Raw genomic sequence first — 26496 nt, forward strand, 5'->3', positions numbered from 1 at the left:
GGCGGGATTTCATGAAGAAATTTTATACTCTATTGTTTGTAAGCCTTCTGGTTTTCCTCGGAGCTTGTTCCAATGATAAGGAAGAAGAGCCGGAAGACGATTCAAATGATACGGAACGAGAGGAAGCTTTAGAAGAGAACAAGGAAAATCTGGATCCCGCAACTGGACTTTTGATGGAATTTATCGAGGAAAACCAAGACACGGACCGAGTTGCCTTTCTAGCCACCTGGAACGATGAAGCCTTAGCAGAAATCAATACGGATTTAGCTATGCCGCTTGCCAGTGTTGTTAAAATAATCGTTGCGATTGAATTTGCCAGCCAGGCGGAAGAAGGGGATATCGATCCTGCTGAAATGACAGCGATGGAGGAAGTAGACAAGTATTATTTTCCGAATACAGATGGCGGAGCACATGACGCCTGGAAAAGTACATTGGAAGACGAGGAAGGCGACGTTTCCCTGGAACAAATCGCACGAGGCATGATGGATTTCAGTTCCAATGCCAATACCGATTATTTAATTGAAAGATTAGGGTTAGAAGAAGTAAACAATCGGATAGAAGAACTCAATTTGAACAATCACGAGCCTATCTATCCGTTAACAGCAAGTATTATCATTCCCAAAAAAGTAATAGAGGATAAGGGGATTGAAGAAGGTCAATTAGAGGAAGCATTACGTGATTTGGATGATGATGCCTACCGGCAAATAGCGGTTGACCTTTTTGAAGAATGGCAGGAGAATCCATTAGACGAAGCGGAAAAAGAGGAAGCCGCTGCCCCGCTTAATGATATGTCGATACAAAAGGTTTGGTCCGATAGGCTGACGCATGCTACTGCGGAAGATTACCATCAAATCATGGCAATGTTAAATAATAAAGAACATTATTCGGAAGTATTTTATGAAGAATTGGATGCTATTTTCAACTTGGAGTTAGAGGATGATTCCATTGTACGTACAGCACAAAAAGGCGGAAGCACTGCTTTTGTTTTGAATCAGGCTGTTTATGCAGAAGATGAGGACGGGAACCGGTTTGAGATGATCTTATTTACAAATGATCTCAACCTTTCAGAGCTGGAGATTGCAGCAATGCAGGTGCAGGCATTAACCGATAAATTAGTAACGGAGGAAGATTTTCGTGAGGAAGTCAGAGAAGCGTTAGCTGAATAACAATCATTATACCGTCCCCCTGATAATGGAATTATACATCCTGTCAGAGGGATTTCATATATACTGGAACTATCTTATAATAAGAACTCAACTTTCGCACCTAAGAATAAGCAAATATATCTTGCTATTCCAAGATGAACATGTTCTTCATTATCATACTTGCATTATGGTTAAATATCCGGCCATTTTGGAATTGGTGATGGTGCATAGCTCCGCTCCGGCCAACCACTCCGCTTTCCATGGGGACGGCTTCAGCTAACTTGAAAAGAAAACCGCTTTTCAAGTGGATCTTCAGCTCGCCCTGTTCCCATAGGAGTCTGCGTGGTTGGCCTGCGCTCTGATAGGATTCTACAGCGAATGAAAGAAATAACATTTTGATGAGCTGAACGAAATAGCAGCTTTCGTCTGAATAACCCAATCATGACAATATGGATATGAAATACAGGGAATCGCTTCGATGCACAGAAAGTAATCTTGGCGGAACATTTTACCATGCAGCATGAAAAATATGTTCTATCTGATCAAACTTCTGTTTGGTGAGTTGTTTTTCACGTATAGAATATCCTGCTAGCGGAGGCGGACCGTTTTGACTCCTGAGGGATCAGCACCATCTGAAGATCCACTTTTGCCAAGTGCTCTTCTTGGCAAAAGTTAGCTGAAGAGCGTGGCCCTAGGCAGACTAAGACCGCAACGTCCTGGGGTTGCGATTACTCACCCCATCGAAAAGAGTTGTTGCAACGTCTGCACTAGTACGTCCTGTACGTCGGAAAGCAAAATGGTCCGCCGCAGCGGTGCTTTACACTTCACTTTTTATTCTTTGTCAAGGGTGTTATCGAAGGAACGATCAACCCCTGTTTCTATAGAAATGAAGTTACTTTTTAATGTGCGAAAGTTGAGATAAGAATAAATAATGAAAAGCGGTGCAAATGGATGTCTCTTTATATCAAAGAAGTAAATAAGGAAAATTGGCGAGAAATTGCTGCGTTAGAAACAGCTGAAAATCAAAAAGCATTCATCGAGCCTGTGCCCTTTTGTTTAGCAGAGAGTTTTATTGAACGATTGACCACATCGCTTGGGCTCTATGCTGGTGGGAAACCCGTCGGCTATGCTATGGTCGGGTTTTATTCTGACGAAAAAAGAAGTATCTGGTTTGACAGGTTTATGATTGATTACCGCTATCAAAGGCAGGGCTATGCCAATCAGTTCATCCCATTAATTGAAGCGTATATCCAGGAGCATTATGATGTGGCAATCATACGTTTAAGCTTTGTGCCGGGAAATAGCCAAGCGGAACAATTATATAAAAAGCATGGGTTCACCCGGACAGGAGAGTATGATCCGGAGGGAGAAATAATCATGGAGAAGCGTCTATAGATAACCGTAATTATATTATGTAAACTAATGAGTTAGAATGTTATTCTTTAAAACGTAAAATAAGAAATGAGGAAATCAGATGACCAGCCAAAAACAAAGAAAAGTATGTAAGAATGGACATGTTTTCTTTAAAAGTTCAGATTGTGAAAGCTGTCCGACTTGTGACAAAGAAAATAAACCAAAGAGCGGCTTTCTAGCTACACTTTCCGCTCCGGCAAGAAGAGCACTTATCCACGAAGGTATCTCAACAGAAGAACAGCTGGCAGCTCATACCAAGAAAGAAATACTAGCCCTGCATGGCATTGGTCCAGCATCGATGCCGGCTCTGACAAAGGCGCTGGAGAACAAAGGACTTACATTTAAAACAGAATAGGCAGAATAGAAATGGAATGGTATCTCAGTCAGAGGTATATCATTCCATTTTTGCATTTTAGCAGTTGTTGTTTGTTGACTTGTAATAGCTGCTTAGGAGGTTTAGAAGGAGATAGACCTTAAGGCTTAGAAAAAGATATTGCTCAGGCTCATTACGAGAAAACAAAATCCCCGGTAAGATAAAGATACAATAACAAAAGGAGGAAAACGGAATGAAAAAATTCATGTTGTTTATCGGAGGGCTTGTTGCATTACTGATACTGCTCGCAAATCTTGGCCCGATGGTTTTACTTGCTTTAAGTGTATGGCTGCTCTATATATGCTTTAAAAAGTTTATCAGCACAGATTCCACCGCTGCCAAAGTAGGATGGGTAATCCTGGGATTGATAGTTGTAAGCATCACATTCTCTAATATTTATGCTGTTTTAGGCGTTGCGGCAGCTTACGCACTTTACCTTATCTATAAGAATTGGAACACACCGGAAAGCTCTGTTGTCCACGAAATGAAGGAAGAGGATGACCCATTTACAAATTTTGAAAAACAGTGGGCAGAGTTAAACAAATAAAAAAATTTAAAGGAGAGATTGACTATGTCAACAAATATTTTTACACGAATGAAGGATTCTATTTCCGCAGATTTACACACGATGATGGATAAAAAGGAACAAAAAAATCCGATTGCAGCATTAAATCATTATTTACGCCAAAGTGAACAGGAAAAAGAAAAAGTAAGAAAGCTGATTGACCGTCAATATAAATTAAAAGAAGAGTTTGCACGGGAATATATGAAAGCCCAGGACCTTGCAGATAAACGTCTCAAGCAAGCGCAAATCGCCGAGCGTGCGCAGGAAGAGGAAATGCATGAATTTGCTTTAAAAGAGCATGAAGAGTATCAAAATCGTGCTGAACGCATGAAAGCATCCAGAGAAGAGGCAATCACGCAGCTGGAAAATTTGGAGCAGAAATACGAAGAAATGAAGCATCGCCTGAAGGATATGCATCTGCGCCGTATGGAGCTGATGGGCCGGGAAAATATAGCCAAAGCAAATCACCAAATCAATCGTGTCGTGGATGAGTCACCAGAAAAGCCTTTTTCCAAGTTTGAAGAAATGGAGCAGTATATCGAAAATCTGGAATACAGAGTAAACAGCGCTTACTATCAAAGCACGTTCGATAATAAAATTGCAGCGATTGAAAAGAGACTGGATGAAAAGGAAATAAACTAGAATTGATAGCTGGAAAATGAAAAAACATGGTATACTTATACAGGTGCAGGCTGTTCTTGTGCCTGTATATTTTACATATGAAATCAAGGAAAGGAGAATGGAAGGATGTTCAAGCAGATTCCCACAAGAAACCTAAATTGGATATGGATTACCGTCGCCATTCTTCTTGTTTTTGAAATTGTCTTCTTCCATGGAGGAGCCCTGATATCGGCATTAATTTCCGGTTTCTTTGTTTACTTCAGCTGGAAAAGATTGCATTCCCTGGGGTGGAAGATTGTATTTGCAATTGCTGCAATATCCTTCGTTCTAAATGTTTTTAATTTACTTGCGGTACGGTTTTTAATTGTCGTTGTTATTGCCATTATTATATTAAATTTTATCAAATCAACCAAAGAACCCAGCAAGGAGAAGCCGGAGCTGCCTAATAAATCGAGTTTGACTGAGGAAGAGCCTCTTGTGCAGGTGGATCGTTTATTTGATGAACGATTTTTTGATGATTTTCGGACAGAGGAAACGGCTTATCAATGGAAGGACGTCAATATGCATGGCATCTATGGGGACCGTGTAATTGACTTAAGTAATACGGTTCTTCCTTATGATACAGCGGTTATCTCCATCCGGCATCTCGCAGGCAATATTGAGATTTATGTGCCCTATGAAGTAGAAGTCAGCATTCATCATAGTTCCATCTTCGGCAGAGCGTCTATTTTTGGAGTGTATCACGGGCGGCTGATGAACAAATCACTTCACTATGAAACCAAAAATTATAATACGGCACATCAAAGAGTGAAGATTGTAACCTCTTTATTTTCCGGGGACATTGAGGTGAAGCGCGTATGAATACGATTATCCGTTTTGTTCTCTTGTCTATCGCCTGCAGCTTTGTTTTGGCTATTGCCGCGATTGTTACAACCTTTGTTACATTTACCGTAGATGAATCAGCGGGGTGGAGCGCGCTATGGGAAGGGAAAATTGGTGATGTTTCCTTTCTTTTGACTGTGCTGGCTTTTGTGATTACATTTGGTTCTATTGTTGGGGCCATTATTGGCTATTATTGGAAAGGTAATTTGAAAAAAATTGAAAAAATGCTTACGGGCATTATCAAGGGAGAAAGGTATCCGGATACAGAAGAAGTGCCTAAAGAGCTGGAACCTGTTACGGAACGGATGAACCAAGTCCAAGAAAAACTGCGGATACAAACCGAACATGTACAAAAGATTGCGACGGAAAGAGCAACTGAACGGGAACAAAGTCTGCAGGAAGTAGTGGAACAGGAAAGAAATCGATTAGCCCGGGAATTGCATGATTCCGTGAGCCAGCAGCTTTTTGCAGCTTCGATGCTGATGTCGGCTATCAACGAGGCAGGACCGCCTGAGGATCCGGCATTAAATAAACAGTTAAATATGGTGGAAAATATGATTCACCAATCGCAGCTGGAAATGCGTGCGCTTCTTTTACATCTGCGTCCAGTTGCATTAAAAGGCAAGTCATTGCAGGAAGGTGTTGAAGGGCTTTTAAAGGAATTGACTCAAAAAGTACCTTTAGAAATCGATGCAAAAATAGAAGCATTCCAGGTGGATAAAGGGGTAGAAGATCAGCTGTTCCGGATCTTTCAGGAATCTATCTCCAATACATTGCGTCATGCGAAAGCGGAAAACCTTCAAGTTTTATTACTGGAACGTGATGAAAACATTATTATGCGTGTTGTGGACGACGGGGTTGGATTTCAGACAGAAACTGTCAAAACAAGCTCTTACGGGATGCAGAACATGCATGAACGTGCTTATGAAGTTGGCGGCACATTAAAAATTATCAGTCTCCCAAATGAAGGTACACGTTTGGAAGTAAAGGTACCTATTTTAAGAAAGGAGGATACAACGAATGATTAATGTTTTATTTGTCGATGATCATGAAATGGTACGGATCGGCGTATCTGCATATCTTTCTTCACAGCCGGATATTGAGGTAGTTGCAGAAGCAGATGACGGCTCGCGCGCAATTGAGCTGGCGTTAGAGCTCCGCCCGGATATTATCTTAATGGATCTTGTGATGAAGGAAATGGACGGAATCGAAGCAACGAAGAAAATAATTGAATCCTGGCCTGAGGCGAAGATTATAATCGTTACCAGCTTTTTAGATGACGAGAAAGTGTATCCTGCATTGGAAGCGGGAGCTACAAGCTATATGTTGAAAACATCGAAAGCCAGTGAAATTGCCAAAGCGATTCGTGCCACCTACGAAGGGCAGTCTATTCTGGAGCCGGAAGTCACCGGGAAAATTATGAACCGTATGCGCACAAAGCAGGAGACAGTCTTACATGAGCAATTAACAGAGCGGGAAAAGGAAATTCTATTGCTAATGACAAAAGGAAAAACAAACCAGGAAATTGCCGATGAATTATTTATTGCTTTAAAAACGGTAAAGGTTCATGTCAGCAATATTTTAGGGAAATTAGAAGTGCAAGATCGGACTCAGGCTGTGATTTATGCTTTTCAGAATAAGCTGGTGGAATAATTTGTGTATAGAGACAGGGGCATAATGCAGGAGAAGGAGATATTATGACAAAACAAGAAACGGCTGACACCTTTAAAAAAGAGCATGAGGATGCTTTATTTCTATATAGCTCTGAAAGTTCTCTTAGAGAAAAAAGTATGGAAGAAATATTAACTATGCGATCACAATATGCTGTTGAATCGAAGGAATGGGAACGTTTAAATAAGATAAAATCAGAAGTTTTACAAAAAAATAAACCGAGTACAAAAGAAAAAATTTTATATTTCAAAGAAACGGATTTAAAAGATATTCCCTTAGGATTCAGCAAATCAAAGCAACTGCCTCCAATAGATTATAGAATTGCAGAACGCAGTTTACTAGAGTACCATCCACGTCAACGCCATCCAATACCCTATGTCATAGTCAGGTATAACGAGGAATATTTCTTTATTTTGCGGGGAGCAAATGTTGGAGAAAGCAGATTGGCTGGAAGAAAGGGACTATTAGGAGGGCACGTTGGAGAAATTGATGAAGTGCCTGGAAATATTCAGCTTTCTATTGAAAATGGCCTTTGGCGTGAACTGGAAGAAGAGGCAGGAATAAAAGCAGAAATGGTTAAAAAGCTGGAAATGAAAGGTATCATCAAATCGAATGATGGTGTGGATAGTGACCATCTGGGGATTGTTTATGAAATCGTGTTAAGTCATAAAGATATTCAGTCAGAGGAAGAGGAGCTTACAGGGGTTTGGATGGAAAAAGACGAACTGAAACAGCATTTTGACACATTGGAGTCGTGGTCTAAAATAGTTGTTTCTCATCTTATTCTTTCCAGTTAGAACTGTTTGTTGTTTTAGCAGTTACTTAACCATAAATGAAAGGATATATGCTTTTTATAAAAGGTATATCCTTTTTTAGCTGCGATATAGGTTTGTTGTCTGAATATCAGATGTATAGCTGATGTATTAATCAGAAACCCAAAGAATTATGCTTCAGAATAGAGGCTTAATAATTTTGATTAAAAACGGAGGGAAATATGAAAGTAATCATTTACGTATATGATGGCATAACCATGCTTGATGCCATAGGTCCTTATGAGGTTTTAAGGAATATGGACGATACAGAAGTATATTTTGTTGCGGAAAAAAGGGGAGAAATAAAAGCGGATTCAGGTTTTGTTGATATTAATGTAAAATATAGTATCGATGAAATGGAAAGTGCGGATATTTTAGTAATACCAGGTTCAACAATGGGATTTATGAAAGAGATGAAAAATAATCGAGTGTTGAAATGGATAAAGGAAGTAGACAAAACTACAAGCTGGACGACGTCTGTTTGTACAGGATCTATGCTGTTGGCTGCAGCTGGGTTGCTCGCTGGGTTAAAAGCAACCTCTCATTGGAAGCCAATCAATCTACTAAGTGAGTATGGAGCAGTTCCTGTTAGAGAACGAATCGTGGAGCAAGAAAAATATATAACTGCTGCCGGTGTATCAGCTGGTATAGATATGGCTTTATATTTGGCGAGTAAGATTGTAGGAGAAGAGGAAACGAAAGCAATTCAACTAGCAATTGAATATGATCCGCAACCGATTTTTGATGCTGGTAATTATTCTAATGTGGAAGAAAAGATTAAAAACATAGCTGGGGCGAAATTAACGAAAGACGCAAAAAAAGGGATTGGATTACTAGGCATGATAAAGCATTCAAAAAGTATCCTTAAAATGATGAAATAAATGCGAAATACCAATCAAGTAATGTGAGCTCTAGTATAAAGATATTAAAATTACCAGATTAGGAGGGGATAATTTGGAGCTGAAAAACATGGACTTGGAAGAACGGATGAAATTTTATCGTGTTCCTGGCTTAAATATAACAGTGCTTGAAAATGGACAAATCAACAGAACGGAAAATAAAGGCGAGCTGGAAGCTGAAGGCAACAGAAAAGTGAACGATGATTCGGTATTTAATGCTTGTTCTATCAGCAAATTCTTAACAGGATTCCTTGCTGTAAAACTGGTGGAGGAAGGAATGCTTCATTTGGATGAGGATGTAAATAAAAGTCTTGCCTCCTGGAAAGTACCGGAAAATGGTTTTACTAAAAATAAGAAAGTTACACTGAGAAATTTATTAAGTCATCAATCCGGAATAACAGATCTTGAAGGCAGTTTTTCTGAATTGAACCCGCAATTAGGAATTCCTTCTATGACGGCAATACTAGAAGGAGAAACGCCTTATTGTAAAGCTCCTATTAGAGTAACTTGTGAACCTGAGAGTGAATTCCATTATTCGGATGCAGGTTTTTGTATTATTCAGCAATTGATAGAAGATGTTACTGCAAAAGCCTTTCATCAGGTTATGAATGAGCAGATATTTGAACCGCTTGGAATGAAAAACAGCTATTTAGATGCAGCAAAGACGGAACTGAATAGAGAAAACTTTTCTTGTGGCCATAACAAAAAAGGTGAATTAGTAAATGGGAAGTATCCGATATATCCTTATCCGGCAGCTGCTGGATTATGGACGACCTCTGTTGATTTAGCTAAATTAATTCTCGAATTAATACACGCTTTAAAGGGAGAAAGCAAAATAGGTATTTCAGAAGGTTCTGCAAAAGAAATGATAACTCCGCAAAAGGGAAAAAACTGGGCCGGATTAGGCGTATTTCTCGAAGGGTCTGGAGAAAAATTAGAAATCGCATCGCTTGGCTGGGGTGTAGGATTTCAATGTATGATAGCAGCATTTCCCTATAAGGGAAAAGGCGCAGTGATTATGACAAATGCAGAATTAGGTGTGCATCAAATGGAAGGAATCATCGGAGAAATATATAAATCGCTTTTTTCTTAAAAGGTATTATACTATGAGAGAGGAATAGCCAGATTACTCTATTAAATTTGACTCATAGACTTAAAATTGCCCGGTTATAAAAAATAGCAACCAAATCATTATGTTGCTATTTTTTATAATCTTTTGAACAGCTATTGATTATCTGCTTTTGTAATAAATGCTTCAGTTAAAATCGCTATTGCAGAAAATAAACCCATTCCAGCAGCAATATAGTTGAAAGCTTGATTGCCTGCGTTATCATTAAACAGCATAGGGATTGTTGCAGCAATAGCAACTGCTGCCATTGCAATCTGAGCGGGGAATTTTGATTTTGACCCGCTATCCGCAAACTTTTTATTTACGACAACAATAAGTAAAATGAAAATGAGCAAAACAATAATCAATCTTGTGACCTCCATGCATTGCGGTGGTTTCCTTTAGGTTCTCCATATTAAGCCTCTTCCCATCGTATACTGGTTTTAAACGTCATAGCTATTTACTAGCTATGAAGAAGGAAATACAATAAGAAAGATGGCTGCTACCCCGACAACAGCATATAAACAGTGGATCAGCAGACAAATTTTCATCAATGCTCCTCTATCTATTTTCAGGTAGGTGATTATCGTAAAAATGCCGCTGAAAACCATAAATCCGGCATAGGATAAAATCATTATCTCAGCTGTCGGTGATTCAAGCGCCCAATCGTTTTTCCGCAGAATCAAAATCGTCCAGGGAATAAACAGCATCATTGTGCACATGCTTATAAAAACATTTTTCATCTCTAAGCTTACCTCCTCTCTGCTTTTCCGAAGAAGATACAGGAAACAGCTAAGCAAATAATTGTAATACCAGCTGCAACAGGTATCCATGGAAAAAGGCTAACCTGGGAATTTGATAGGTATTTCATCGTTATAACGTAAAACGGATAGCACATCGGATAAATGAACCAGGCTTTTGTATTAATCATTAATACAGAAGGGACGACAGAAGCCAGTCCAAGTCCTGCTGAAAAAATAGGCGACTGGATGCAGACAGACAACATCCAGAATACAGCAAGTATAGGGATAGCCGACAGGAAAAAGAATACCGCTACCTTCATGACGAACAAGGGAGATAGCATAAAGTTATAATCATGCACAACCGTTCCAAAGACAGCAGCAAGGTAATAGACTCCAACAGCTATCAGGATAAACAATGCTGCCAGAAAAACTAATATAGTAAACTTAGCTAAGCTGAGCATGGCTGGATGAACAGGCAACGATAGCATTTTGGATATTCCGTTGTTTCCTTGCTCCAGCTGCCGAAGCATTACGGTTGCAACCACCATGCCGGCAGGAAATAAAAACCAGGCAAACAACAGAAAAGCTTGAATAAAGAAATTATTCTCCGGAGATGGGGCACCGCTTTGCAGTTCTAAATTCATTTCCATGTTAAACGTGGATGGAACCCATAAGATGATAGCCGCCAGAAATAATATCAATAAAATTTTGGAACGATGGATTTTCTTCCTTTCCACCAGTATTGCATCGAAAAAATTCATACAAAAATCCTCCTTATGTTTACAGCTGCCCTTTGAATAAGCAGAAGCAATATGGTTTCGATGAACGCAATCCAAATAAATGTATCTGCTGCAGCAACAGCTGGCTGATGAAGTATTTGAAAAGGTAATTTAAACGGAAAGGATGCCACAATAATACTTTGATCCGACAGCGGTGTAATTGCCAAAAAGATGCCGATCACATTTATTCCAAGTGCAATCCATATATTACGAAAGAAGGAGGTAATCATTAAAGCTAAAGCAATCGCCGGTAAACTCAATATGAAAAAATAGCTGATATTTTCCAGCCATTCCACGGTAAATACGGAATCATTCGGAAACCAATATATAGAACTAAATGCGAATGCCACAGCTTCTATCACAATCACTCCTAAACAGGCCATGCTTATGATGAGAAATTTGGCAAGAAATAAATTCCCTTCTTTTATAGGCAGTGACTGCATTTTTTGTATTGCCTGATGGACATATTCTGTATTATAGAGAATGCTTGCACCTATAACGATCAGAGAAACATTGAGCAGGCCAATCATTTGCCAGTTTCCCTCTAATAGAATTTGAAGCGGGGAACCGTCCAGCCCTGTATATAACTCCGATCGAAAAGCCATATTTAAAACCGGTACACAGGCTGCTAAAACAGCTCCGAATAAAAATGTCAGTATAAATCCAGTGCGTTTCCTCTTTTTCCATTCCATGATAAGCATCATTGTATATTCCCTCGCTCTTTATTATCCGCGTCTATCATTGCCAGAAAGGTATCTTCCAAATGGTCAACTGGATATCCCAGCTTGATTGCTTTCTCTTTTAATTCTTCCAGCGGCCCCTCAAACAGTAATTTCCCCTGGTTGAGAATACCAATATCATCGGCCATTAATTCAATTTCCGAAAGTAAATGGGAAGAAACCAGTACCGTACAATCAAATTTTTCCGGCAGCGATCGGATCAGACTGCGAATCTCATGAATACCTACAGGATCCAGACCGTTTGTCGGTTCATCGAGAATCAGAATGGGAGGTTTGCCGATTAATGCACTGGCCAGACCCAATCGCTGCTTCATGCCGAACGAATATTTCTTTGCTAATTTTTTCTTCGCCTTTGTAAGCCCCACGATTTCCAGAGCTTCTGAAACAGCAGAGCGGGGAAGTCCCAAGATTCTTTGGATAATTTCTAAGTTTTCTTCTCCGGTAAGGTTACCGTAAAAGGCAGGGCCTTCAATAAAGGAACCAATATTTTTTAAGATAGCGATTCGGTTTTCAGGATAGGTCTTCCCGTCGATCGTAAAATTTCCGCTCGTCGGTTTCGTTAAGCCGAGCAGCATTTTCATCGCTGTTGATTTGCCGGCGCCATTGGGACCAAGAAAACCATAGACGCTTCCTTTTTTAATATGCAGGTCCACTTCTGAAACCGCATGAAAATCCCCGTAGCGTTTCGTTAAATTTTTTGTATCAATAATATTCATTTGCATCTTCTCCTTTCCATTGATAATCTCAGCATAACGTTTGCAGCTGACATCTCCCTTCTCGTTACCTTACAATTCCCTTATATTTTCAAAAAAGGATCCGGAACGTTGCAGTAATGTACTATAATACATCATACAGGTATAAAAAGGGTGAATAAATATGGATTATATCAAACAAAAACGAATTTTACTGGTGGATGATGAAGCGGCATTATTGGAAATGGTGACTTCTATTTTAAAGAACAGTGGTTTTCAACAAATACGTACGGCGAAGACAATGAAAGAAGCAATTACAGCAGCGAATGCGTATAAACCGGAATTCGCAATCCTCGATGTCATGCTGCCGGATGGAGATGGGTTTACTTTATTAAAACAATTAAGAGAGATCGCTGATTATCCTGTGCTTTTCCTGACAGCCCGAGGAGAGGATGAGGATAAATTTGCCGGATTTGATTCAGGAGCAGATGATTATCTGGTAAAACCTTTTTTACCCAAGGAGTTGATTTTTCGGGTCACAGCTATTCTCCGGCGAAGCTACAAAGGGGAGAATCCCAGAGTTCTTTTGCAGCATTGTGAAATTGACTTTGAACGAGCAGTTGTTGTGAAAGAAGGAGAGGAACGCCTGCTAACTGCTAAAGAATTTGAACTGCTGTCAGAATTGTATCGTCAGGCTGGACGTATTGTAACAATCGATGCATTATGTGAAGCGGCCTGGGGAGAAAATCCTTTCGGCTACGAAAACTCTTTGATGGCACATATTCGGCGGATTCGTGAAAAAATAGAAGCAAACCCGTCTAAGCCGGTATCGCTTTTAACGGTGAAAGGATTAGGATATAAATTGATCGTGGAGGAACGCTGACATGAAAAACGAGCTAAAAAGTATTTCTAAATTATCGATGCGTTTTCTCGGATTGCTCATGATAAGTACCGCCGTTTTAGTGTTATTAAATTTAATCGTTATCTCTTTTATTGCAATCAATGAGAACAAAGGAGCCTCTCCTTGGCAGGTGGCCGAGGATTCTGCGGAAGCTATGCATCAGGAAAACGAAAATTATACACTATCGGAGGAAATGAAAGCAAAGCTGAAAGAAGAGCAAGCTTGGGCTGTTTTTATTGATGATACTTCCGGGGAAGTGATATGGAATTCGGACGATGTGCCGGAAAATATTCCAAAAGAATATAGGTTATCAGACATTGCTTCCTTAACCAGAGGATATTTGGATGACTATCCAACTTTTACGGGGAAGGGTGAAGATGGGTTGATGGTGCTCGGATTTCCGAAAGACAGCTATTGGAAATACATGCAGCCGGCCTGGGATTATCAATTTATCAAAAATGTGCCGATAACTTTATTTATCCTTGGGATATGCAATATTGCGCTTATTTTTATTATTTATATGGCGACAAATTATAAATTCTTAAAATCTGTCGGCCCGATTGTAGAAGGAATTCAATATCTGCCGAAAAAAGAGGCGGTCAATGTCAAGGAAAAAGGAGCTTTATCGGAGCTTGCCGCAAATATTAACCAGACCTCTGCAATTTTACAATCACAGCAGCGGATGCTGAAAAGAAAAGAAGAAGCACGATCGAATTGGATTGCTGGTGTTTCGCATGACATACGAACTCCTTTATCTATGGTAATGGGTTATGTGGGGCAATTGGAAGAGGAGAATAATCTGGATCAAGAATCCAGACAGAAAATAACGGTCATTAGAAAGCAAAGTGAAAAAATGAAAAGGCTTATCGATGATTTGAATTTAGCTTCGAAGCTGGAATATAATATGCAGCCGATTCATTTAAAGGACGAGAACGTAATAGCTGTTGTACGAGAAGTAGCAGTGGAATTTATGAATATCGATTTGGACGGCAAATATCCGGTAGAATGGAATGTTGATGAGCAGATCACTGCCTGTATCATTCCTATAGACAGACCCTTATTGAAAAGAGCGATAAGCAATCTGATTCAAAACAGTATGAACCATAATGAGGATGGCTGTACCATTTATCTGTCTATTGCTATAAGAGAAAGTAAATGTATTATTTCGGTTGAGGATAATGGTAAGGGTACAACAGAGGAAAAAATTCAACATTTAAACAATACACCGCACTATATGCTTGAGAGCAATCGTTCTGGTGAGCTTAGGCATGGGTTAGGGCTCTTGATTGTGAAACAGATTATTTCTTCCCATGGGGGGGAGACAGTGATTAAACAGAGCAGGTATGGCGGTTTGGCGGTACGGATAATATTGCCGACAGCTGAATGTTAGAGATAGACTATTTTTCGTTGCCAGCTTTTGTTATAATCAATCTGTAAAATTATATTTGGAGGTAATTGCCATGGGAATTACATCTATTGCAGTTGTAGATAAGCGTCTGTTCTTCTAAAAAATTGATAGAGGAGGGCAGGCATGGGGATTTGCAGCATTGCTGTTGTTAAAAACGTTCATTATAAACCAAGAAAAATACAAAATGGTTATAATGAACAGTAAATAAAGTTCGTTATAACCAATGGGATAGAGGGTTATAATGAACAGAATAAATCCAAAAGACAGTCAAAATTTTATTACGTCGAAAAAGCATATTCATGAGATATTATCTCGAACAAATATTAATAAACAGGATACCGTTATTGAAATTGGTTCAGGGAGAGGTCATTTCACAAGAGAGCTTGTGAAGATATGTGATTTTATTACTGCTGTTGAAATAGATCCTAAATTTGTATCTATGACGCAAAAGTCTATCAATCGTTCTGAAAATGTCCAGGTTGTCCATGCAAATATATTAAATTACAGGTTTCCAAAAGGAAATCAGCCGTATAAAATTTACGGAAATATTCCTTACAATATAAGTACAAAAATAATAAAAAAGATTGTATTTGAAAGTGCTGCCGAGTTCTGCTTTCTGATTGTGGAAGAAGGGTTTGCGAAGCGGCTGACAGATTATCGAAGGGCTTTAGGATTATTCATATTCCCTGAGGTTGATATAAAGGTTTTAAGAAGAATCCCTAGAGATTATTTTCATCCCAAACCCAAAGTTGATTCTGTTTTTATTCAACTTACAAGAAAAGAATCTGAATTTCAATCCAGGGACAAAGATTTGTATCAACATTTTGTATATAAATGGGTAAATAAAGAATATCAAAAGCTATTTACAAAAAATCAGTTTAACAAGGCCTTGAAGCATGCTCAAATAACAAATTTAGATTGTTTAACAGGCGAGCAGGTGTTATCCATGTTTTATAGTTATAAATTATTCTTGAATTAAATTAAGAAGGAATAAAGAAGGAAAAGCATTCAGAAGAAAATCTTTTGAATGCTTTTTCCTATATCACAATAGGGATGACTTAATCAAATTAAATCCCTCTAACTGGAAAAGTAATGTTAAAATGGATTTGATCTCCTTCCAATGCTGCCGTTATCTTCCCATCCATTGCTTGAATCAGCGTATCCGTTATATAAAGCCCTAACCCCAGGTGCCCCTCAGCATTGTGCCCTTCTTCCGTATAAAACCGTTCAAAAATGCGATCGATATCCGTTTCATTTAGACAGGCTCCATCATTTACGATGTGTATTTTAAAATAGGCAGCGTCAACACTAATTTTAATCGATAGAAAATCTCTCATATGTCGATAGGCATTATTTAGAATATTTTGCAGCGCCCGGTCCAATTGATAAACATCGATACTGATACTGGAAGCATCCTTACTGTCAATATGTTTTTCTAATTGGGCATGTATATCCATTGTCTGGCATTCTACAAGAATATTATCCAGCCAGTCCACGGCCCATTCATAGCAGTTAATAGGTTGTGCTTCCAAATGAACAGTTTCTGGCGTTTCATAGCTTAAGCTTAATTGATTGGAAAGGTCATTTAATACATGTATCTTTTTTTGAATAACCTGTAAATATCGCTGTTCCTCCTCTGAACTCTCCGCTATATCATCCTGTAATGCTTCAATATAAGCGGAAATCGAAGCGATTGGTGTTTTTAAATCATGGGAAATACTGTCTATAAAATGTTTTCGCTCCTTTTCAAAGATTTGCTGCTGCTGCTCTTGCAGATGTAATGTGTTTCTCATCTGATCAAAAGCAGTGATAAAGCGTCCAAATTCATCGTCTTTTTTGTAGGAGATTCGATGTGATAAATTCCCTTGAGATATTTTTTGAGCTTCCGCAGCTAAAATGGAGAGGGGAGCGATCATTCGTTTTCTCACATAGGCAATCATCCAAACAGAGAACAGAAAAAAGGGCAGAGTCGTTATCAGGATAATAATGAAAATAATATTTGACTGCACCATCATAAAAGCAATCAGCAGCGGAATACAGGCTGTAACGATACACATCCAAATAAGTTCTTTTACAATACGCTGCTTCATTGTATTTCACCGTCGAAACGGTAGCCTATTCCGCGTAAAGTAGTGATGTATCTGCTGTTCCCCAGCTTTTCTCTGATTTTTTGTACATGAATGGTAACGGTGTTGATATCTCCATATTCATGTATTCCCCAAACATTGTCATAGAGCTGTTCTTTGCGGAAAGCCTGATTGGGAGACTGTGCTAAGAATACCAGCAAATCAAATTCTTTCATGGTCAGATTAACAATCGCTCCATCCTTTGTTACATTTCTCGAAGACCGGTCAATCATGACATCATCAAATGCGATGATGTCACTTGAAACAGGTGAGGATGCAGTATAATCATAGCGCCTGAATAATGCCTCGACCCGTGCAACAAGCTCTTTAATCGAAAATGGTTTCGTAATGTAATCATCTGCCCCGATTTTTAAACCAAGCACCCGGTCTATCTCTGTTTCCTTTGCACTGATAATAATAACTGGTAATACAGAGAAGGCTCTTATCTGCTTTAATATTTCCAGCCCATCCATTTCAGGCAGCATTAAATCTAATAGAATCATATCCGGTCGATATTGTTTTATGGTGCTTAGAGCCTTATCCCCTTGTCCGCAAATTACTGCATCATAATTTTCCCGGGATAAATAATTCTCTATCATTTTTGCTAAATCGGTATCATCTTCAACAATAAGTATTTTTTTCTGATTCATCGGTACCTCCTAAATGAAAAGGTCTTGTTTACGGAATATCTTTATTGTACCAATAAATAATAAAAGGGTGAATATGACATAGCTGCCAATCGAAATGAATGCAGTTAACAAGCTTTCTGAAATAAGATCGTCTAAGCTGACTACATACATCGTTGGAAAATGTACTGAAATAGATGGATCAAAACCTTCTACTAATATTTGCAAGAGTACAAGTCCTAGTCCCGTGCCAATAGTGACTGTTTCTTTTCTAGAAAGGGTAATGACAAAAGACAACAGGGCTGAAAATAGGAAAAGAGAAAGAAAAGCTCCCAAGAAAAGATAGGGGATGTTAAAATAATTTAATTCCATTCCTGCTGCAACGGAACCGATTACTACCCAGCTTGTTATAACGTGTGTCATTAAAATAAATACGCCTAATATTGTTGCAGTCATTATTTTTGATAAATAGTAATCGTTGCGGTTGGATGATTTCGGAATAATATTTTTAAATGTTTGCGAATGATAATCTGTTGAAAGCAAATCGGCTATCATATAAGCACAGAGCAACCAAAAGAATTGTCTAAAGTTTCCAAACGAATGAATTAAAATATCTTCTTCTATCTTTACATTAACAGCAGTGTAAATAGTTAAGCCTGCTGTCAATAAAATGGTAAGTAGTATCAATAACCGATATTTTCGATTATAGATGATATAAAATACATCGTGTTTTAATTGTTGCATCATATACATCCCCCTTATACATACAGATCCTGTTTTTTAAATAGATAATATCCAGCTGTTCCAATCACCAATAGATAAACGACAAGTACACCAAAACTAGTGACACTATGGGAAAAAGACTTTTCAAATAGATTAATGTGGAAAAATAATAAGTGTTCATAAATCACATATTGTTTTACTTGATCATAAATAATGATATATTGTCCAACGAGTGTAGATATTCCCATCAGCATTGCTAACGTAGAAATCCGCTGAATAAACTGTGAAAGCAATAGCGCGATTATTCCAAAAATGAAATATGCAAAACCAAAAGCTAAGCCGGCTAAAAGCGTAACACCTATACCGTGTAATCCGCTTGTAACCACGGAGTAAAAAACAAACGTATCTCCCCATCCAAAGAAAGAAATACCAACCGCATAACCAATGAAAAGCATGATGGATGTTAAAAGAAGCGAAAATAAAAGGATGGATAAAATTCTTGAAAAATAATATTGAAATCTGGAAACAGAACGTAATAAAACAAATTTGATGGTACCATTATTTCGTTCCTGTATGAGAACTTCTCCTACATAAATCGCTATAAAAAAAGCTGTAAATGTTAAACTGGCTTGAAGCATTTCTACAGGGAATGATTGACCATACCCAGCAACTACGGTAGAATCCGCACCATAAACATGAAAAAGAATGCCTGTTAAAACATACATTGCCGTAAAAATAAGGATATAGACAAGCAGCATTTTGGAAGTCAGTGTCCGTTTGAACTCGAATGAGGTCAGTGTCCATATATTCTTCATTACGTTAAATTCTCCTTTATACATGCAAAAAATAAATCTTCTAAATTAGTGACCTGATAAACTCCTAATAATTCGGAGATATCTCCTTCTTCGACGATTTTACCACCTTGAATAAATGCTGCTTTATGACATAAATCCTCCATTTCCCGCAGCATATGGCTGGAAATCAGAAATGTAATCTTCTCTTTTTCTGCCAAATGCTTAATTAATGTTTTCATTTCCCGAAGGCCCATTGGATCAACGCCATTCGTTGGCTCATCCAGTATTATTAAGCTGGGGTAGCACAATAAGGCATTAGCAATTCCCAGACGCTGCTTCATTCCTAAAGAAAATGTTTTCACCTTGTTATCCATAGCTTCTTTTAAATCAACAATGGATAAAACTTCATTGATTCTTGTTTTTGGCACGTTGACGGCAGCTAATTTAGCACTCAGGTTTAAATTCTGTTTAGCAGTGAGATGAAGATAAAAGGCAGGGTTTTCGATAATACTTCCTACTCTGGAAAGGGCTAAAACAGAATCATTCTTTATGGAATGCGCGTCGATAAATATGTCGCCAGAATCAGGGAATATTAAACGGGTAATCATTCGTAATGTTGTTGTTTTACCAGCACCGTTTGGCCCGAGAAATCCGTAGATGTCTCCTTTTTGAATCAAAAAATGAATATGATCGATTACGGTTTGCCCGCTAATTTTTTTGCTCAGATTTTTCATCTCAAATGGAATTTTTATTTAAAAAACAATTAGAATCCTGCCTGGTTTCATTTGTTTCTGTTATGATTGGTTGTAATAAAACAGCTTTAAAATATATCTAACGAACGGTTTATTTTTTGTAAAGAATGAATTGGTCTATCTAATGCGTGAAAGGGTGTGGCGGATTAATGGAAAGAATACTCGGTACTTATTTTGTAGATGGTCAAACAATCGAATATTCAATTACTGGAAAGGTAGGTACACCAATCCTCGTAATGCATGGCGGACATTCTAACTGCTATGAGGAATTTGGATATGAGCCGCTGGTTAAGAGTGGGTTCATGCTAATTACACCATCAAGAGCGGGATATGGAAAGACGTCAAAAGAAGTTGGAGAAAATTTATCCAAAGCCAGTGATTATTATGTAAAGCTATTAGATTACTTGAACATTGACAAAGTACATCTGCTAGCCATTTCAGCTGGCGGTCCGAGCGGTCTTTATTTCGCATCCCGCTATCCCGATAGAGTTAAAACATTAACATTACAAAGCGCTGTTACAAAAGAATGGCTGACATCTGAAGATATAATATATAAGGCAGCACAGATATTATTCCGTCCGGCTGTGGAAAAAATAATATGGAAACTTGCTTCAAGTATGAGCAATATTTTCCCGGAATTTATGTTTAAACAGATGGTACCTAGCTTTAGTAATCTTTCATATAAAGAAATAAAAGAAAGTGTGCTGGCTAAAGATATCGATGAAATCCAGAGAATGAACAAACGCCAACGATCGGGCTATGGATTTTTAATAGATTTATCTCAAACAAAAGAAATTACCTCTAAAAACCTGCAGGCTATTTCGAGTCCAACGCTTATCATGCATAGTGAATATGACGGCTCTGTTCCATTAGAGCATGCATATTATGCGGATCAACAAATACGAGATTCTGAATTGTGTTTACTTGATGCGTGGGGGCACTTAATATGGCTTGGACGCGGGTCTGATAAAGTAAATGAAAGGCTTGTGAAATTTCTTAATAAATTCACTTTATAAAATTCAGACGAGGAGGATAAAGAAAATGCAAAATAGAAGGGAAGGAGCTATAAGAAGAAAAGCTCAAACAGTAAATTGAGCTTTTCTTCTTATAGTGATAGAAACATTATATTTCAAATTTAAAGGAGCTTGAGAACGTGATTAGCGGGCACCGCCGCCACCGCCACCGCCAGCTCCAGCGCCGCCCCCGACGCCGGTAGCGCCCCCGCTGCCGCCTGCCGCAGTAGCAGCTGAAGTGCTGGAATGAAATCCGCCGCTGGCTAGCCCGGTGGTCCAGCTGGCACGGGTGTAGTAAGTTCCATACCAGAATTGCAGGTATACCCGATCTTCTTCGTACCTGTCTTCAGGGACTAAATCCTCTAGTTTTTTAGATACTTTATCGCTTTTACCTAGTAACGCACTCCATAGCATCATATCTTTCAAGGAAAGCGGCTTCGAAGCATTTGAAAATTGATTGATATCTGATTCCTTCAAATAATTATCAAACTGAATTAAACGATCCGCTAGTTTTTCTCCCTCTTTACTTGGTACCGTAATAGATTGTAGAAATCCAAACACCTTTATTTCTTCAAAAGAGAACAATCCTTGCTGCTCCAGATAAGCTTCGGAATAATCCTTGAGATAATCGGCAAATGTACTGACTTCCTTCGCATGCTGTTTACCCCATTTCTGGATGGATTTATCCGTAACGACGCCATTCCTGTCTGCAGCATCCAATAGCATTATCCACAATGCCATTTCATACGTTCCTTTGTAGGATTCATCTTCTATTTGATCTGTAAGCTCACTAAAGGCTAACGGATATTTACTCTGTTCTTTTTCAATATCGTTGATAGTAAGGGCCGTGCGATATTTTTTTCCAAAAACCTTGCTTTCTTCTTCTGCTTCTATCGAGATGTTCTCATTCACAGACCATTTCAGCAGATAAGCTTGGAAGATATCTTCAAAATATCCAAGGTTCATCTGCGTTAAAAGGGCGCTTAAACCTGCATAGTCTTCTCCATCGAAAGGCACGGCTGCATAAGTTTTGCCTTTATTTTCCGCTATCCGTTTATGGATAGGCTTCATCGCGCCGGCTTCTCTTTTTACTTGATTTGTTTTACGGACAAAGAAGAAGGTTCCGATACCAATTAATAAAGAAAAACCAGCGATTGCGCTAACGATGATAACAGCTAGCGTAGAATTGTCACTTGAATTATAAGTTGACCCATCCATTGCTTCTTCTTGCTGCTCAGATAAGGTCATGTCTACTGTTCGTTCAGCTTGGAAGAAATCAGCCGGAAATTGTGTTAAAACAATTACATCTCCATCGGCTTCACCATTTGACTCCCATACAATACGATCGCCTTCCAGCTGTATATCTCCATCAAAACCAAATCCCCAGAAATTAACGTTTTCCTGTGTAAATGGTTGGTATCCAGAGATTTCAACTGTCAAATTTTGCGCAGGAATATCGGAAAAGGTATCGAAGTTCCAAAGCATGGCCTGACCATCCTCTAAATTGCGTACAAGATTAGATAATGTATAGGTTACTGTATACGTATTTTCCCCGTATTCACCAATTCCCCAAACTAATTCGATTCCATCACTAGTAGAGATTGTTCCATATTTTCCTGCCTTTTCTTCCCGTGAATCATCAGAGTCCCAATCGGGCTCTTTTGTAAACCCTTCAACTGAAAAATCCAGTATCTCTGACTCGTCAAGGTTGACCATATTGATGAAAAGCTCGGTACCTTCATCCATATTCATTTGACGATGTTCTGTCACAACGCCTGAACCATCCTCCTGCAATTCTACTTCAATATGTAAATCGCTCATTTCATTTTCAGCAAATGCTGTGAGTGTAAGTACCATGTTTATTGAGATTGCCATCGTCAAGGCAGCAACTATCTTCATCCATTTATTCATTTGTGTCCATCGCTCCCTCTATTCATTATAATGCAGTCTTTGTGAATAATTTTATTATGTTTACCCAATTTAAAGCACTGCTAATCAGAAATTTATCTTTACTTATAGTGTAGCAGATAATTACTTTAAATGGGATATACGTGGGGTGGCGGAGTGTTTAAATCAGAGAATGACGAATCGGAGAAAGAGGTAAAAAATAATTATAATCGTTTTCCCCCTTGTTCAGAAGGGGCAATATATGAGTTAATAAGGGTGTCGGACCGATAGAATATCGGAAAGGAGGCTGATTGAAATTGATCACAAAATATGAGGTGATTTCCGCATAGCGGAATCATAAAAGACGGGGCCGCATTTATGTTGCGGTCTCCTTTTCTTTCCTAAACTAATGTATACTAAAAGTGAAAAGGCTTACGTAAAATAAAATCAAATGAAAGGAGTTTTTAATGATGAATAAAAAATTAATGCATGTCCGGACCATACATCTTGATAGAAAGGATGTTTCAGCTTGTCATATAAAAATGGAAAAGAGGTGCTTCCACCTCATTTGTTGAAGGAGCTTCAGAAATATATTCAAGGAGAGCTTGTTTATATTCCAAAGCAAACCAACCGGCGGGCGGGATGGGGAGAAGCGAATGGATCACGCCTTGCCCTGGCTGAAAGAAATGAAGAGATTTACCGATTATATGAAAAAGGCTATTCATTTGAGGAATTGGAGCAAATCTATAATCTGTCGATGGATAGTATTCGTAAAATCATCTATAAAACACGTGAGCTCCATAGTGACGTAAAACAATAATCAGGCGTGTTTATATCTGTAGGGAACTTGAAACCAAACCCCTTTAATTAAAAGAGTGGCATTCGCTAACGTCTTAGCGAGACCACTCTTTTTTAGTGTATAAAAATCCCCGCCGAATGAAGGTTCGTTTCAAAAATATTCATATCGATACGTATATTCCTGCTAAGGAAGGCTTTTAATTTTTTTTATGAATTCTTTGAGCTCTTGCCCAGAATGAATATGAATGAAATGAAGCTGCTCCTGGTATTTAATCTTTAATGACTTTATCTGAGAATCATTTTCTTTCTTATAATTCCAAACAAAACGCAGGAAAGAAAAATCCAGCCTATCTGGATTCCCGTGCGGATTTTTCTTTCCTTTGTTCTTTACATAGCGCTTGAGTATACGATAGAAACAGATGCTGCGGGGGAAATCTAACCAAATAACCATATCTGCACATTCCATTCGCAAGGCTAACGTCCTGGCATAATTCCCGTCCATAATCCATTCCTTTTTTTGAATTTCTTCTTTTAGTTTAGCATCAAAAGTTGCTTGAGAGGCGGTGGTATTATCGTCGATCCATTGAATGCTGTCTAAATGTACCAAGGGGATATTTCTTATTTGAGCAATTTGAGCGGATAATGTTGATTTACCTGCGCCAGGACAGTCAATGACCATGATTCGATTGGCAATGGACTTATTTTCTTCCATTTTCTTTCCCTCCAGTCTTTTCAATAAGCAATATCATCACAAGAACATCACGGGTTTAAAAATGTATACTAATATTTGATGCTGTTGAGCTGCCTACAATAGAAAAAGGGGTAAGCACAACCTTCTCTTTATTAAAATATATCATTGCTTATTCCATCGTAGCACGTTTGATCTAAAAGACAGCCCCCATTTTCAGTTGTCCAAAAAAACATTAAAAATCCAAAATGAATGTCATTTGATGATTGAAAAACGAAAAACATTGCATACAAATCCCCATTTCGCAGGCAGTTTTTGCAGGAGAAATTCTATTTTACCGTTTTGCCTTCCACATACAAAACCGCTATGATGAAAACAAATTTATTATTACTTGGAGATGTGATAAAATAATGCTAAACACAGTCAAAGAAAATACAAACAGTTATCGCGTAAATCATCCCGATTATGATGGACTTTGGAAGAATTTGATAGAAGAACTTTTTCAAGAATTTATGGCCTTTTTTGCACCGGATTTGTATCCGGAAATTGATTTTGAGCAGGGAGTGGACTTCAAAAACCTGGAGCTTTTTCAGCTTGTGATGAAATCCAAAAAAGGGACCAAGTATTCAGATAAAATTGTTAAAGTGCAGTTGAAAAATGGAGAGGAAAAATATATCTTCATTCATATCGAAGTGCAGGCGGTTGGTAAAAAAGAATTTGCAGAACGCATGTTTAAATATTTTTACCGGATTTACGACAAAACAAAAACAATTCACCAGATTTATTCCATCGCCCTATTGACGGATGCCAGTCAAAAAGATCATCAAGATACATTCTATTACTCTTTTTATGGTACCGAATTAACCTATGCCTATAACACCTACCGATTTCACGGGAAAGATACGGAAGAACTGAAAAAATCGGATAATCCATTTGCTTTAGCCGTGCTTGCAGGAATATATATCAGCAATAACAAAGGAAGAGAAGCTGAAGATCATGAAAAAAGGTTTTGCTACAAGCAACAGCTTATCAGCCTGGCATTTGAAAAATATTCGCACCACACAAATTACCTCGTCGCATTACTGTATTTCATTGATTATATGATGCTGATTCCATCAGAACTGCAGGAACAACTGTATGAAACGTTGCCCATTGCACAAAATGAAAAGGAGGAGAAAAAAATCATGGGTTTGGAAAAGTTAAGAGACACGCCGACATTTGGAAGACTGTACAGAGAAATCGAGGAAAAAGCAACCAGAAAAGGGTTGGAACGAGGTATAGAACAAGGTATAGAACAGGGGATGGAGCAAGGTATAGAGCAAGGAATTGAACAGGGCATAGAACAGGGAATTGAACAAGGCATCGAAAAAGGCATTGAAGATACGGAAAGAAAGTTTGTTAAAAAACTTCTAGATAGGAATTATTCAGAGAAAGAAATATCTGAATTAACTGGTTTGGAACTTAAAGAAGTAAGGAAGCTTCAGGAATCGCTTGAAAATGAATAAAAACAATTGTGAAAAAGAATCTGTATCTGTTAATTAGTTCACATTAGCAGGTATAGGTTCTTTTCATTTTTTGAAAATAGCTGGTGAAGACGTTGCATTTAAGTATAAATGGTGTTGATGGATATTTTCAGCTTTAAAATAGGCGGATAGGAAGCAGAAAAGAGAGTAATCTTACATGCTAGAGAAAGATTCGATTTTATCCATTTGTATCGTAAGCATTTGACATTCTAATATATTCATCATATAATACTCAACGTTAAGTAAAGGGTGTGACATTAATGACAAGATTGCTTGTGCTCTGCATGTTAGACGCAAAACCGATGGCCGGCTATGATATTCAACAGGCACTGCGGATGACAGATGCAGAAAGATGGGGCGGTGTATTAATTGGCTCGATTTATCATGCGCTTAAAAAATTGGAAAAGGATGGGTATATTGCGATTGATAAGGTGGAACAAACTGGTCACCGGCAAAAATTTACCTATCGAATCACCGTAGAAGGAAAAGAACACCTTAAAGATTTGATTCGTGAGGCGTTAATCAGCTCATCTGTTCAATATCCATCTTCTTTATATGCAGGTATTTCTTTTTTTGATAAGCTGCCTGCAGAGGAAGCACGTCAAGCTTTGAAAGAGCAGCAAGTTCTTTTGGAGAAGGAATATCAAAGTGTGCAGGAAGGCTGGAAGGAAAAAGAGGCAGCATTGGACGGTAATATTCCTCCCATGGTGCAGATGGTTTTTGATAATATGTTTGCTATTATTAGCCAGCAACAGGATTTTGTACGGAAAGCATTGGCTTATTTAGAACAAAGCAATAACTAATTCTCTCTCTG

Annotated in this window: 30 protein-coding genes; 18 read left to right on the plus strand and 12 right to left on the minus strand. The window is 38.4% G+C overall.

From position 1 onward, the window contains the following. Positions 1–11 precede the first annotated feature (11 nt). The 11 genes from MKX55_RS10855 to MKX55_RS10905 all read left to right on the plus strand — a co-directional run bounded on the left by MKX55_RS10855 (position 12) and on the right by MKX55_RS10905 (position 9474). Entirely contained in the window at positions 12–1166 is a 1155-nt protein-coding gene (locus MKX55_RS10855) for a serine hydrolase (protein WP_339238103.1), read from the plus strand. Positions 1167–2096: 930 nt separating this feature from the next. Next, positions 2097–2540: a GNAT family N-acetyltransferase gene (locus tag MKX55_RS10860; protein ID WP_339238104.1), complete on the plus strand. Its 444-nt coding sequence runs from the start codon at positions 2097–2099 to the stop codon at positions 2538–2540. A gap of 79 nt (positions 2541–2619) precedes the next feature. Next, positions 2620–2913: an RNA polymerase alpha subunit C-terminal domain-containing protein gene (locus MKX55_RS10865; protein WP_339184853.1), complete on the plus strand. Its 294-nt coding sequence runs from the start codon at positions 2620–2622 to the stop codon at positions 2911–2913. 211 nt (positions 2914–3124) lie between these two features. Then, positions 3125–3478, plus strand: a complete 354-nt coding sequence (locus MKX55_RS10870; RefSeq protein WP_339238106.1) for a flagellar basal body rod protein — start codon at positions 3125–3127, stop codon at positions 3476–3478. A gap of 24 nt (positions 3479–3502) precedes the next feature. After that, positions 3503–4138, plus strand: a complete 636-nt coding sequence (locus tag MKX55_RS10875; protein WP_339238108.1) for a PspA/IM30 family protein — start codon at positions 3503–3505, stop codon at positions 4136–4138. Between the two features lie 105 nt (positions 4139–4243). Next, positions 4244–4978, plus strand: a complete 735-nt coding sequence (gene liaF, locus MKX55_RS10880) for a cell wall-active antibiotics response protein LiaF (protein WP_339238110.1) — start codon at positions 4244–4246, stop codon at positions 4976–4978. Then, positions 4975–6027, plus strand: a complete 1053-nt coding sequence (locus MKX55_RS10885; RefSeq protein ID WP_339238112.1) for a sensor histidine kinase — start codon at positions 4975–4977, stop codon at positions 6025–6027. Before liaF ends, MKX55_RS10885 begins: the two co-directional genes overlap by 4 nt. Then, positions 6020–6652 carry a response regulator transcription factor gene (locus MKX55_RS10890; protein WP_339184857.1) on the plus strand — a complete coding sequence of 211 codons (633 nt, stop codon included), beginning with the start codon at positions 6020–6022 and terminating at the stop codon, positions 6650–6652. Before MKX55_RS10885 ends, MKX55_RS10890 begins: the two co-directional genes overlap by 8 nt. 44 nt (positions 6653–6696) lie before the next feature. Continuing rightward, positions 6697–7467, plus strand: coding sequence for an NUDIX domain-containing protein (locus tag MKX55_RS10895; RefSeq protein ID WP_339238114.1), 771 nt, complete (start codon positions 6697–6699; stop codon positions 7465–7467). A gap of 197 nt (positions 7468–7664) precedes the next feature. Beyond that, positions 7665–8363 carry a DJ-1/PfpI family protein gene (locus MKX55_RS10900; protein ID WP_339238116.1) on the plus strand — a complete coding sequence of 233 codons (699 nt, stop codon included), beginning with the start codon at positions 7665–7667 and terminating at the stop codon, positions 8361–8363. Positions 8364–8436: 73 nt separating this feature from the next. Next, positions 8437–9474, plus strand: a complete 1038-nt coding sequence (locus tag MKX55_RS10905) for a serine hydrolase domain-containing protein (protein ID WP_339238118.1) — start codon at positions 8437–8439, stop codon at positions 9472–9474. 131 nt (positions 9475–9605) lie between these two features. Here the strand turns inward: MKX55_RS10905 and MKX55_RS10910 are convergent, their stop codons facing one another. From MKX55_RS10910 to MKX55_RS10930, 5 genes are all read right to left on the minus strand, one after another. After that, positions 9606–9857, minus strand: a complete 252-nt coding sequence (locus MKX55_RS10910) for a hypothetical protein (RefSeq protein WP_339238120.1) — start codon at positions 9855–9857, stop codon at positions 9606–9608. 99 nt (positions 9858–9956) lie between these two features. After that, entirely contained in the window at positions 9957–10232 is a 276-nt protein-coding gene (locus MKX55_RS10915) for a hypothetical protein (protein WP_339238122.1), read from the minus strand. Between the two features lie 8 nt (positions 10233–10240). After that, on the minus strand, positions 10241–10993 hold the full coding sequence (locus tag MKX55_RS10920) for an ABC transporter permease (RefSeq protein WP_339238124.1): 753 nt from the start codon (positions 10991–10993) through the stop codon (positions 10241–10243). After that, entirely contained in the window at positions 10990–11715 is a 726-nt protein-coding gene (locus MKX55_RS10925; protein WP_339238126.1) for an ABC transporter permease, read from the minus strand. Before MKX55_RS10925 ends, MKX55_RS10920 begins: the two co-directional genes overlap by 4 nt. Further along, entirely contained in the window at positions 11712–12467 is a 756-nt protein-coding gene (locus MKX55_RS10930; RefSeq protein ID WP_339238128.1) for an ABC transporter ATP-binding protein, read from the minus strand. The genes MKX55_RS10925 and MKX55_RS10930 overlap by 4 nt, the downstream gene beginning before the upstream one ends. A gap of 160 nt (positions 12468–12627) precedes the next feature. Between MKX55_RS10930 and MKX55_RS10935 the strand changes: the two genes are divergently transcribed. From MKX55_RS10935 to erm, 3 genes are all read left to right on the plus strand, one after another. Continuing rightward, positions 12628–13326, plus strand: a complete 699-nt coding sequence (locus MKX55_RS10935; RefSeq protein ID WP_339238130.1) for a response regulator transcription factor — start codon at positions 12628–12630, stop codon at positions 13324–13326. A gap of 1 nt (position 13327) precedes the next feature. After that, positions 13328–14734 carry a HAMP domain-containing sensor histidine kinase gene (locus tag MKX55_RS10940; RefSeq protein ID WP_339238131.1) on the plus strand — a complete coding sequence of 469 codons (1407 nt, stop codon included), beginning with the start codon at positions 13328–13330 and terminating at the stop codon, positions 14732–14734. Between the two features lie 259 nt (positions 14735–14993). After that, positions 14994–15731, plus strand: a complete 738-nt coding sequence (gene erm, locus MKX55_RS10945) for a 23S ribosomal RNA methyltransferase Erm (protein ID WP_339238133.1) — start codon at positions 14994–14996, stop codon at positions 15729–15731. 88 nt (positions 15732–15819) lie between these two features. Here the strand turns inward: erm and MKX55_RS10950 are convergent, their stop codons facing one another. Genes MKX55_RS10950 through MKX55_RS10970 form a run of 5 tightly spaced genes read right to left on the minus strand, consistent with a single transcriptional unit; the run spans position 15820 to position 19755 of the window. Next, positions 15820–16842, minus strand: coding sequence for a HAMP domain-containing sensor histidine kinase (locus MKX55_RS10950; RefSeq protein ID WP_339238135.1), 1023 nt, complete (start codon positions 16840–16842; stop codon positions 15820–15822). Further along, positions 16839–17528, minus strand: a complete 690-nt coding sequence (locus MKX55_RS10955; protein WP_339238137.1) for a response regulator transcription factor — start codon at positions 17526–17528, stop codon at positions 16839–16841. Before MKX55_RS10955 ends, MKX55_RS10950 begins: the two co-directional genes overlap by 4 nt. Before the next feature lie 9 nt (positions 17529–17537). Further along, complete coding sequence (locus MKX55_RS10960; protein ID WP_339238139.1) at positions 17538–18251, minus strand: hypothetical protein; 714 nt, start codon at positions 18249–18251, stop codon at positions 17538–17540. Positions 18252–18262: 11 nt separating this feature from the next. Next, complete coding sequence (locus MKX55_RS10965) at positions 18263–19042, minus strand: ABC transporter permease subunit (protein WP_339238141.1); 780 nt, start codon at positions 19040–19042, stop codon at positions 18263–18265. Beyond that, on the minus strand, positions 19042–19755 hold the full coding sequence (locus tag MKX55_RS10970; RefSeq protein ID WP_339238143.1) for an ATP-binding cassette domain-containing protein: 714 nt from the start codon (positions 19753–19755) through the stop codon (positions 19042–19044). Before MKX55_RS10970 ends, MKX55_RS10965 begins: the two co-directional genes overlap by 1 nt. A 167-nt stretch (positions 19756–19922) precedes the next feature. Between MKX55_RS10970 and MKX55_RS10975 the strand changes: the two genes are divergently transcribed. Then, positions 19923–20789 carry an alpha/beta hydrolase gene (locus MKX55_RS10975; protein ID WP_339238145.1) on the plus strand — a complete coding sequence of 289 codons (867 nt, stop codon included), beginning with the start codon at positions 19923–19925 and terminating at the stop codon, positions 20787–20789. 141 nt (positions 20790–20930) lie between these two features. Here the strand turns inward: MKX55_RS10975 and MKX55_RS10980 are convergent, their stop codons facing one another. Continuing rightward, positions 20931–22697, minus strand: a complete 1767-nt coding sequence (locus tag MKX55_RS10980) for a DUF2207 domain-containing protein (protein ID WP_339238147.1) — start codon at positions 22695–22697, stop codon at positions 20931–20933. Positions 22698–23202: 505 nt separating this feature from the next. Here MKX55_RS10980 and MKX55_RS10985 point away from each other — a divergent pair. Next, the gene (locus MKX55_RS10985) at positions 23203–23493 is read left to right on the plus strand and encodes a CD3324 family protein (RefSeq protein ID WP_339184884.1); all 291 of its coding nucleotides are present in this window, start codon (positions 23203–23205) and stop codon (positions 23491–23493) included. A 162-nt stretch (positions 23494–23655) separates the two neighbouring features. On the opposite strand, the gene MKX55_RS10990 is transcribed toward MKX55_RS10985, so the two are convergent. Further along, the gene (locus MKX55_RS10990) at positions 23656–24183 is read right to left on the minus strand and encodes a topology modulation protein (RefSeq protein WP_339238149.1); all 528 of its coding nucleotides are present in this window, start codon (positions 24181–24183) and stop codon (positions 23656–23658) included. A gap of 386 nt (positions 24184–24569) precedes the next feature. On the opposite strand from MKX55_RS10990, the gene MKX55_RS10995 reads away from it, so the two are divergent. Together MKX55_RS10995 and MKX55_RS11000 are read left to right on the plus strand one after the other, a co-directional pair. Beyond that, positions 24570–25664: an Rpn family recombination-promoting nuclease/putative transposase gene (locus MKX55_RS10995; protein ID WP_339238151.1), complete on the plus strand. Its 1095-nt coding sequence runs from the start codon at positions 24570–24572 to the stop codon at positions 25662–25664. Positions 25665–25942: 278 nt separating this feature from the next. Next, positions 25943–26485 (plus strand): PadR family transcriptional regulator, encoded by a 543-nt coding sequence (locus MKX55_RS11000; protein ID WP_339238153.1) that lies wholly within the window; start codon positions 25943–25945, stop codon positions 26483–26485. Positions 26486–26496: the final 11 nt, after the last annotated feature.

The sequence above is a fragment of the Oceanobacillus sp. FSL W7-1281 genome (assembly GCF_037969835.1).
In the GTDB taxonomy this organism is placed as follows: Bacteria; Bacillota; Bacilli; order Bacillales; family Amphibacillaceae; genus Oceanobacillus; species Oceanobacillus oncorhynchi.

Coding starts and splice junctions, on each gene's coding strand:
- MKX55_RS10855 (WP_339238103.1), top strand. CDS start 12: ATGAAGAAATTTTATACTCTATTGTTTGTAAGCCTTCTGGTTTTCCTC.
- MKX55_RS10860 (WP_339238104.1), top strand. CDS start 2,097: ATGTCTCTTTATATCAAAGAAGTAAATAAGGAAAATTGGCGAGAAATT.
- MKX55_RS10865 (WP_339184853.1), top strand. CDS start 2,620: ATGACCAGCCAAAAACAAAGAAAAGTATGTAAGAATGGACATGTTTTC.
- MKX55_RS10870 (WP_339238106.1), top strand. CDS start 3,125: ATGAAAAAATTCATGTTGTTTATCGGAGGGCTTGTTGCATTACTGATA.
- MKX55_RS10875 (WP_339238108.1), top strand. CDS start 3,503: ATGTCAACAAATATTTTTACACGAATGAAGGATTCTATTTCCGCAGAT.
- liaF (WP_339238110.1), top strand. CDS start 4,244: ATGTTCAAGCAGATTCCCACAAGAAACCTAAATTGGATATGGATTACC.
- MKX55_RS10885 (WP_339238112.1), top strand. CDS start 4,975: ATGAATACGATTATCCGTTTTGTTCTCTTGTCTATCGCCTGCAGCTTT.
- MKX55_RS10890 (WP_339184857.1), top strand. CDS start 6,020: ATGATTAATGTTTTATTTGTCGATGATCATGAAATGGTACGGATCGGC.
- MKX55_RS10895 (WP_339238114.1), top strand. CDS start 6,697: ATGACAAAACAAGAAACGGCTGACACCTTTAAAAAAGAGCATGAGGAT.
- MKX55_RS10900 (WP_339238116.1), top strand. CDS start 7,665: ATGAAAGTAATCATTTACGTATATGATGGCATAACCATGCTTGATGCC.
- MKX55_RS10915 (WP_339238122.1), bottom strand. CDS start 10,232: ATGAAAAATGTTTTTATAAGCATGTGCACAATGATGCTGTTTATTCCC.
- MKX55_RS10920 (WP_339238124.1), bottom strand. CDS start 10,993: ATGAATTTTTTCGATGCAATACTGGTGGAAAGGAAGAAAATCCATCGT.
- MKX55_RS10925 (WP_339238126.1), bottom strand. CDS start 11,715: ATGATGCTTATCATGGAATGGAAAAAGAGGAAACGCACTGGATTTATA.
- MKX55_RS10930 (WP_339238128.1), bottom strand. CDS start 12,467: ATGAATATTATTGATACAAAAAATTTAACGAAACGCTACGGGGATTTT.
- MKX55_RS10935 (WP_339238130.1), top strand. CDS start 12,628: ATGGATTATATCAAACAAAAACGAATTTTACTGGTGGATGATGAAGCG.
- MKX55_RS10940 (WP_339238131.1), top strand. CDS start 13,328: ATGAAAAACGAGCTAAAAAGTATTTCTAAATTATCGATGCGTTTTCTC.
- erm (WP_339238133.1), top strand. CDS start 14,994: ATGAACAGAATAAATCCAAAAGACAGTCAAAATTTTATTACGTCGAAA.
- MKX55_RS10950 (WP_339238135.1), bottom strand. CDS start 16,842: ATGAAGCAGCGTATTGTAAAAGAACTTATTTGGATGTGTATCGTTACA.
- MKX55_RS10955 (WP_339238137.1), bottom strand. CDS start 17,528: ATGAATCAGAAAAAAATACTTATTGTTGAAGATGATACCGATTTAGCA.
- MKX55_RS10960 (WP_339238139.1), bottom strand. CDS start 18,251: ATGATGCAACAATTAAAACACGATGTATTTTATATCATCTATAATCGA.
- MKX55_RS10965 (WP_339238141.1), bottom strand. CDS start 19,042: ATGAAGAATATATGGACACTGACCTCATTCGAGTTCAAACGGACACTG.
- MKX55_RS10970 (WP_339238143.1), bottom strand. CDS start 19,755: ATGAAAAATCTGAGCAAAAAAATTAGCGGGCAAACCGTAATCGATCAT.
- MKX55_RS10975 (WP_339238145.1), top strand. CDS start 19,923: ATGGAAAGAATACTCGGTACTTATTTTGTAGATGGTCAAACAATCGAA.
- MKX55_RS10980 (WP_339238147.1), bottom strand. CDS start 22,697: ATGAATAAATGGATGAAGATAGTTGCTGCCTTGACGATGGCAATCTCA.
- MKX55_RS10990 (WP_339238149.1), bottom strand. CDS start 24,183: ATGGAAGAAAATAAGTCCATTGCCAATCGAATCATGGTCATTGACTGT.
- MKX55_RS10995 (WP_339238151.1), top strand. CDS start 24,570: ATGCTAAACACAGTCAAAGAAAATACAAACAGTTATCGCGTAAATCAT.
- MKX55_RS11000 (WP_339238153.1), top strand. CDS start 25,943: ATGACAAGATTGCTTGTGCTCTGCATGTTAGACGCAAAACCGATGGCC.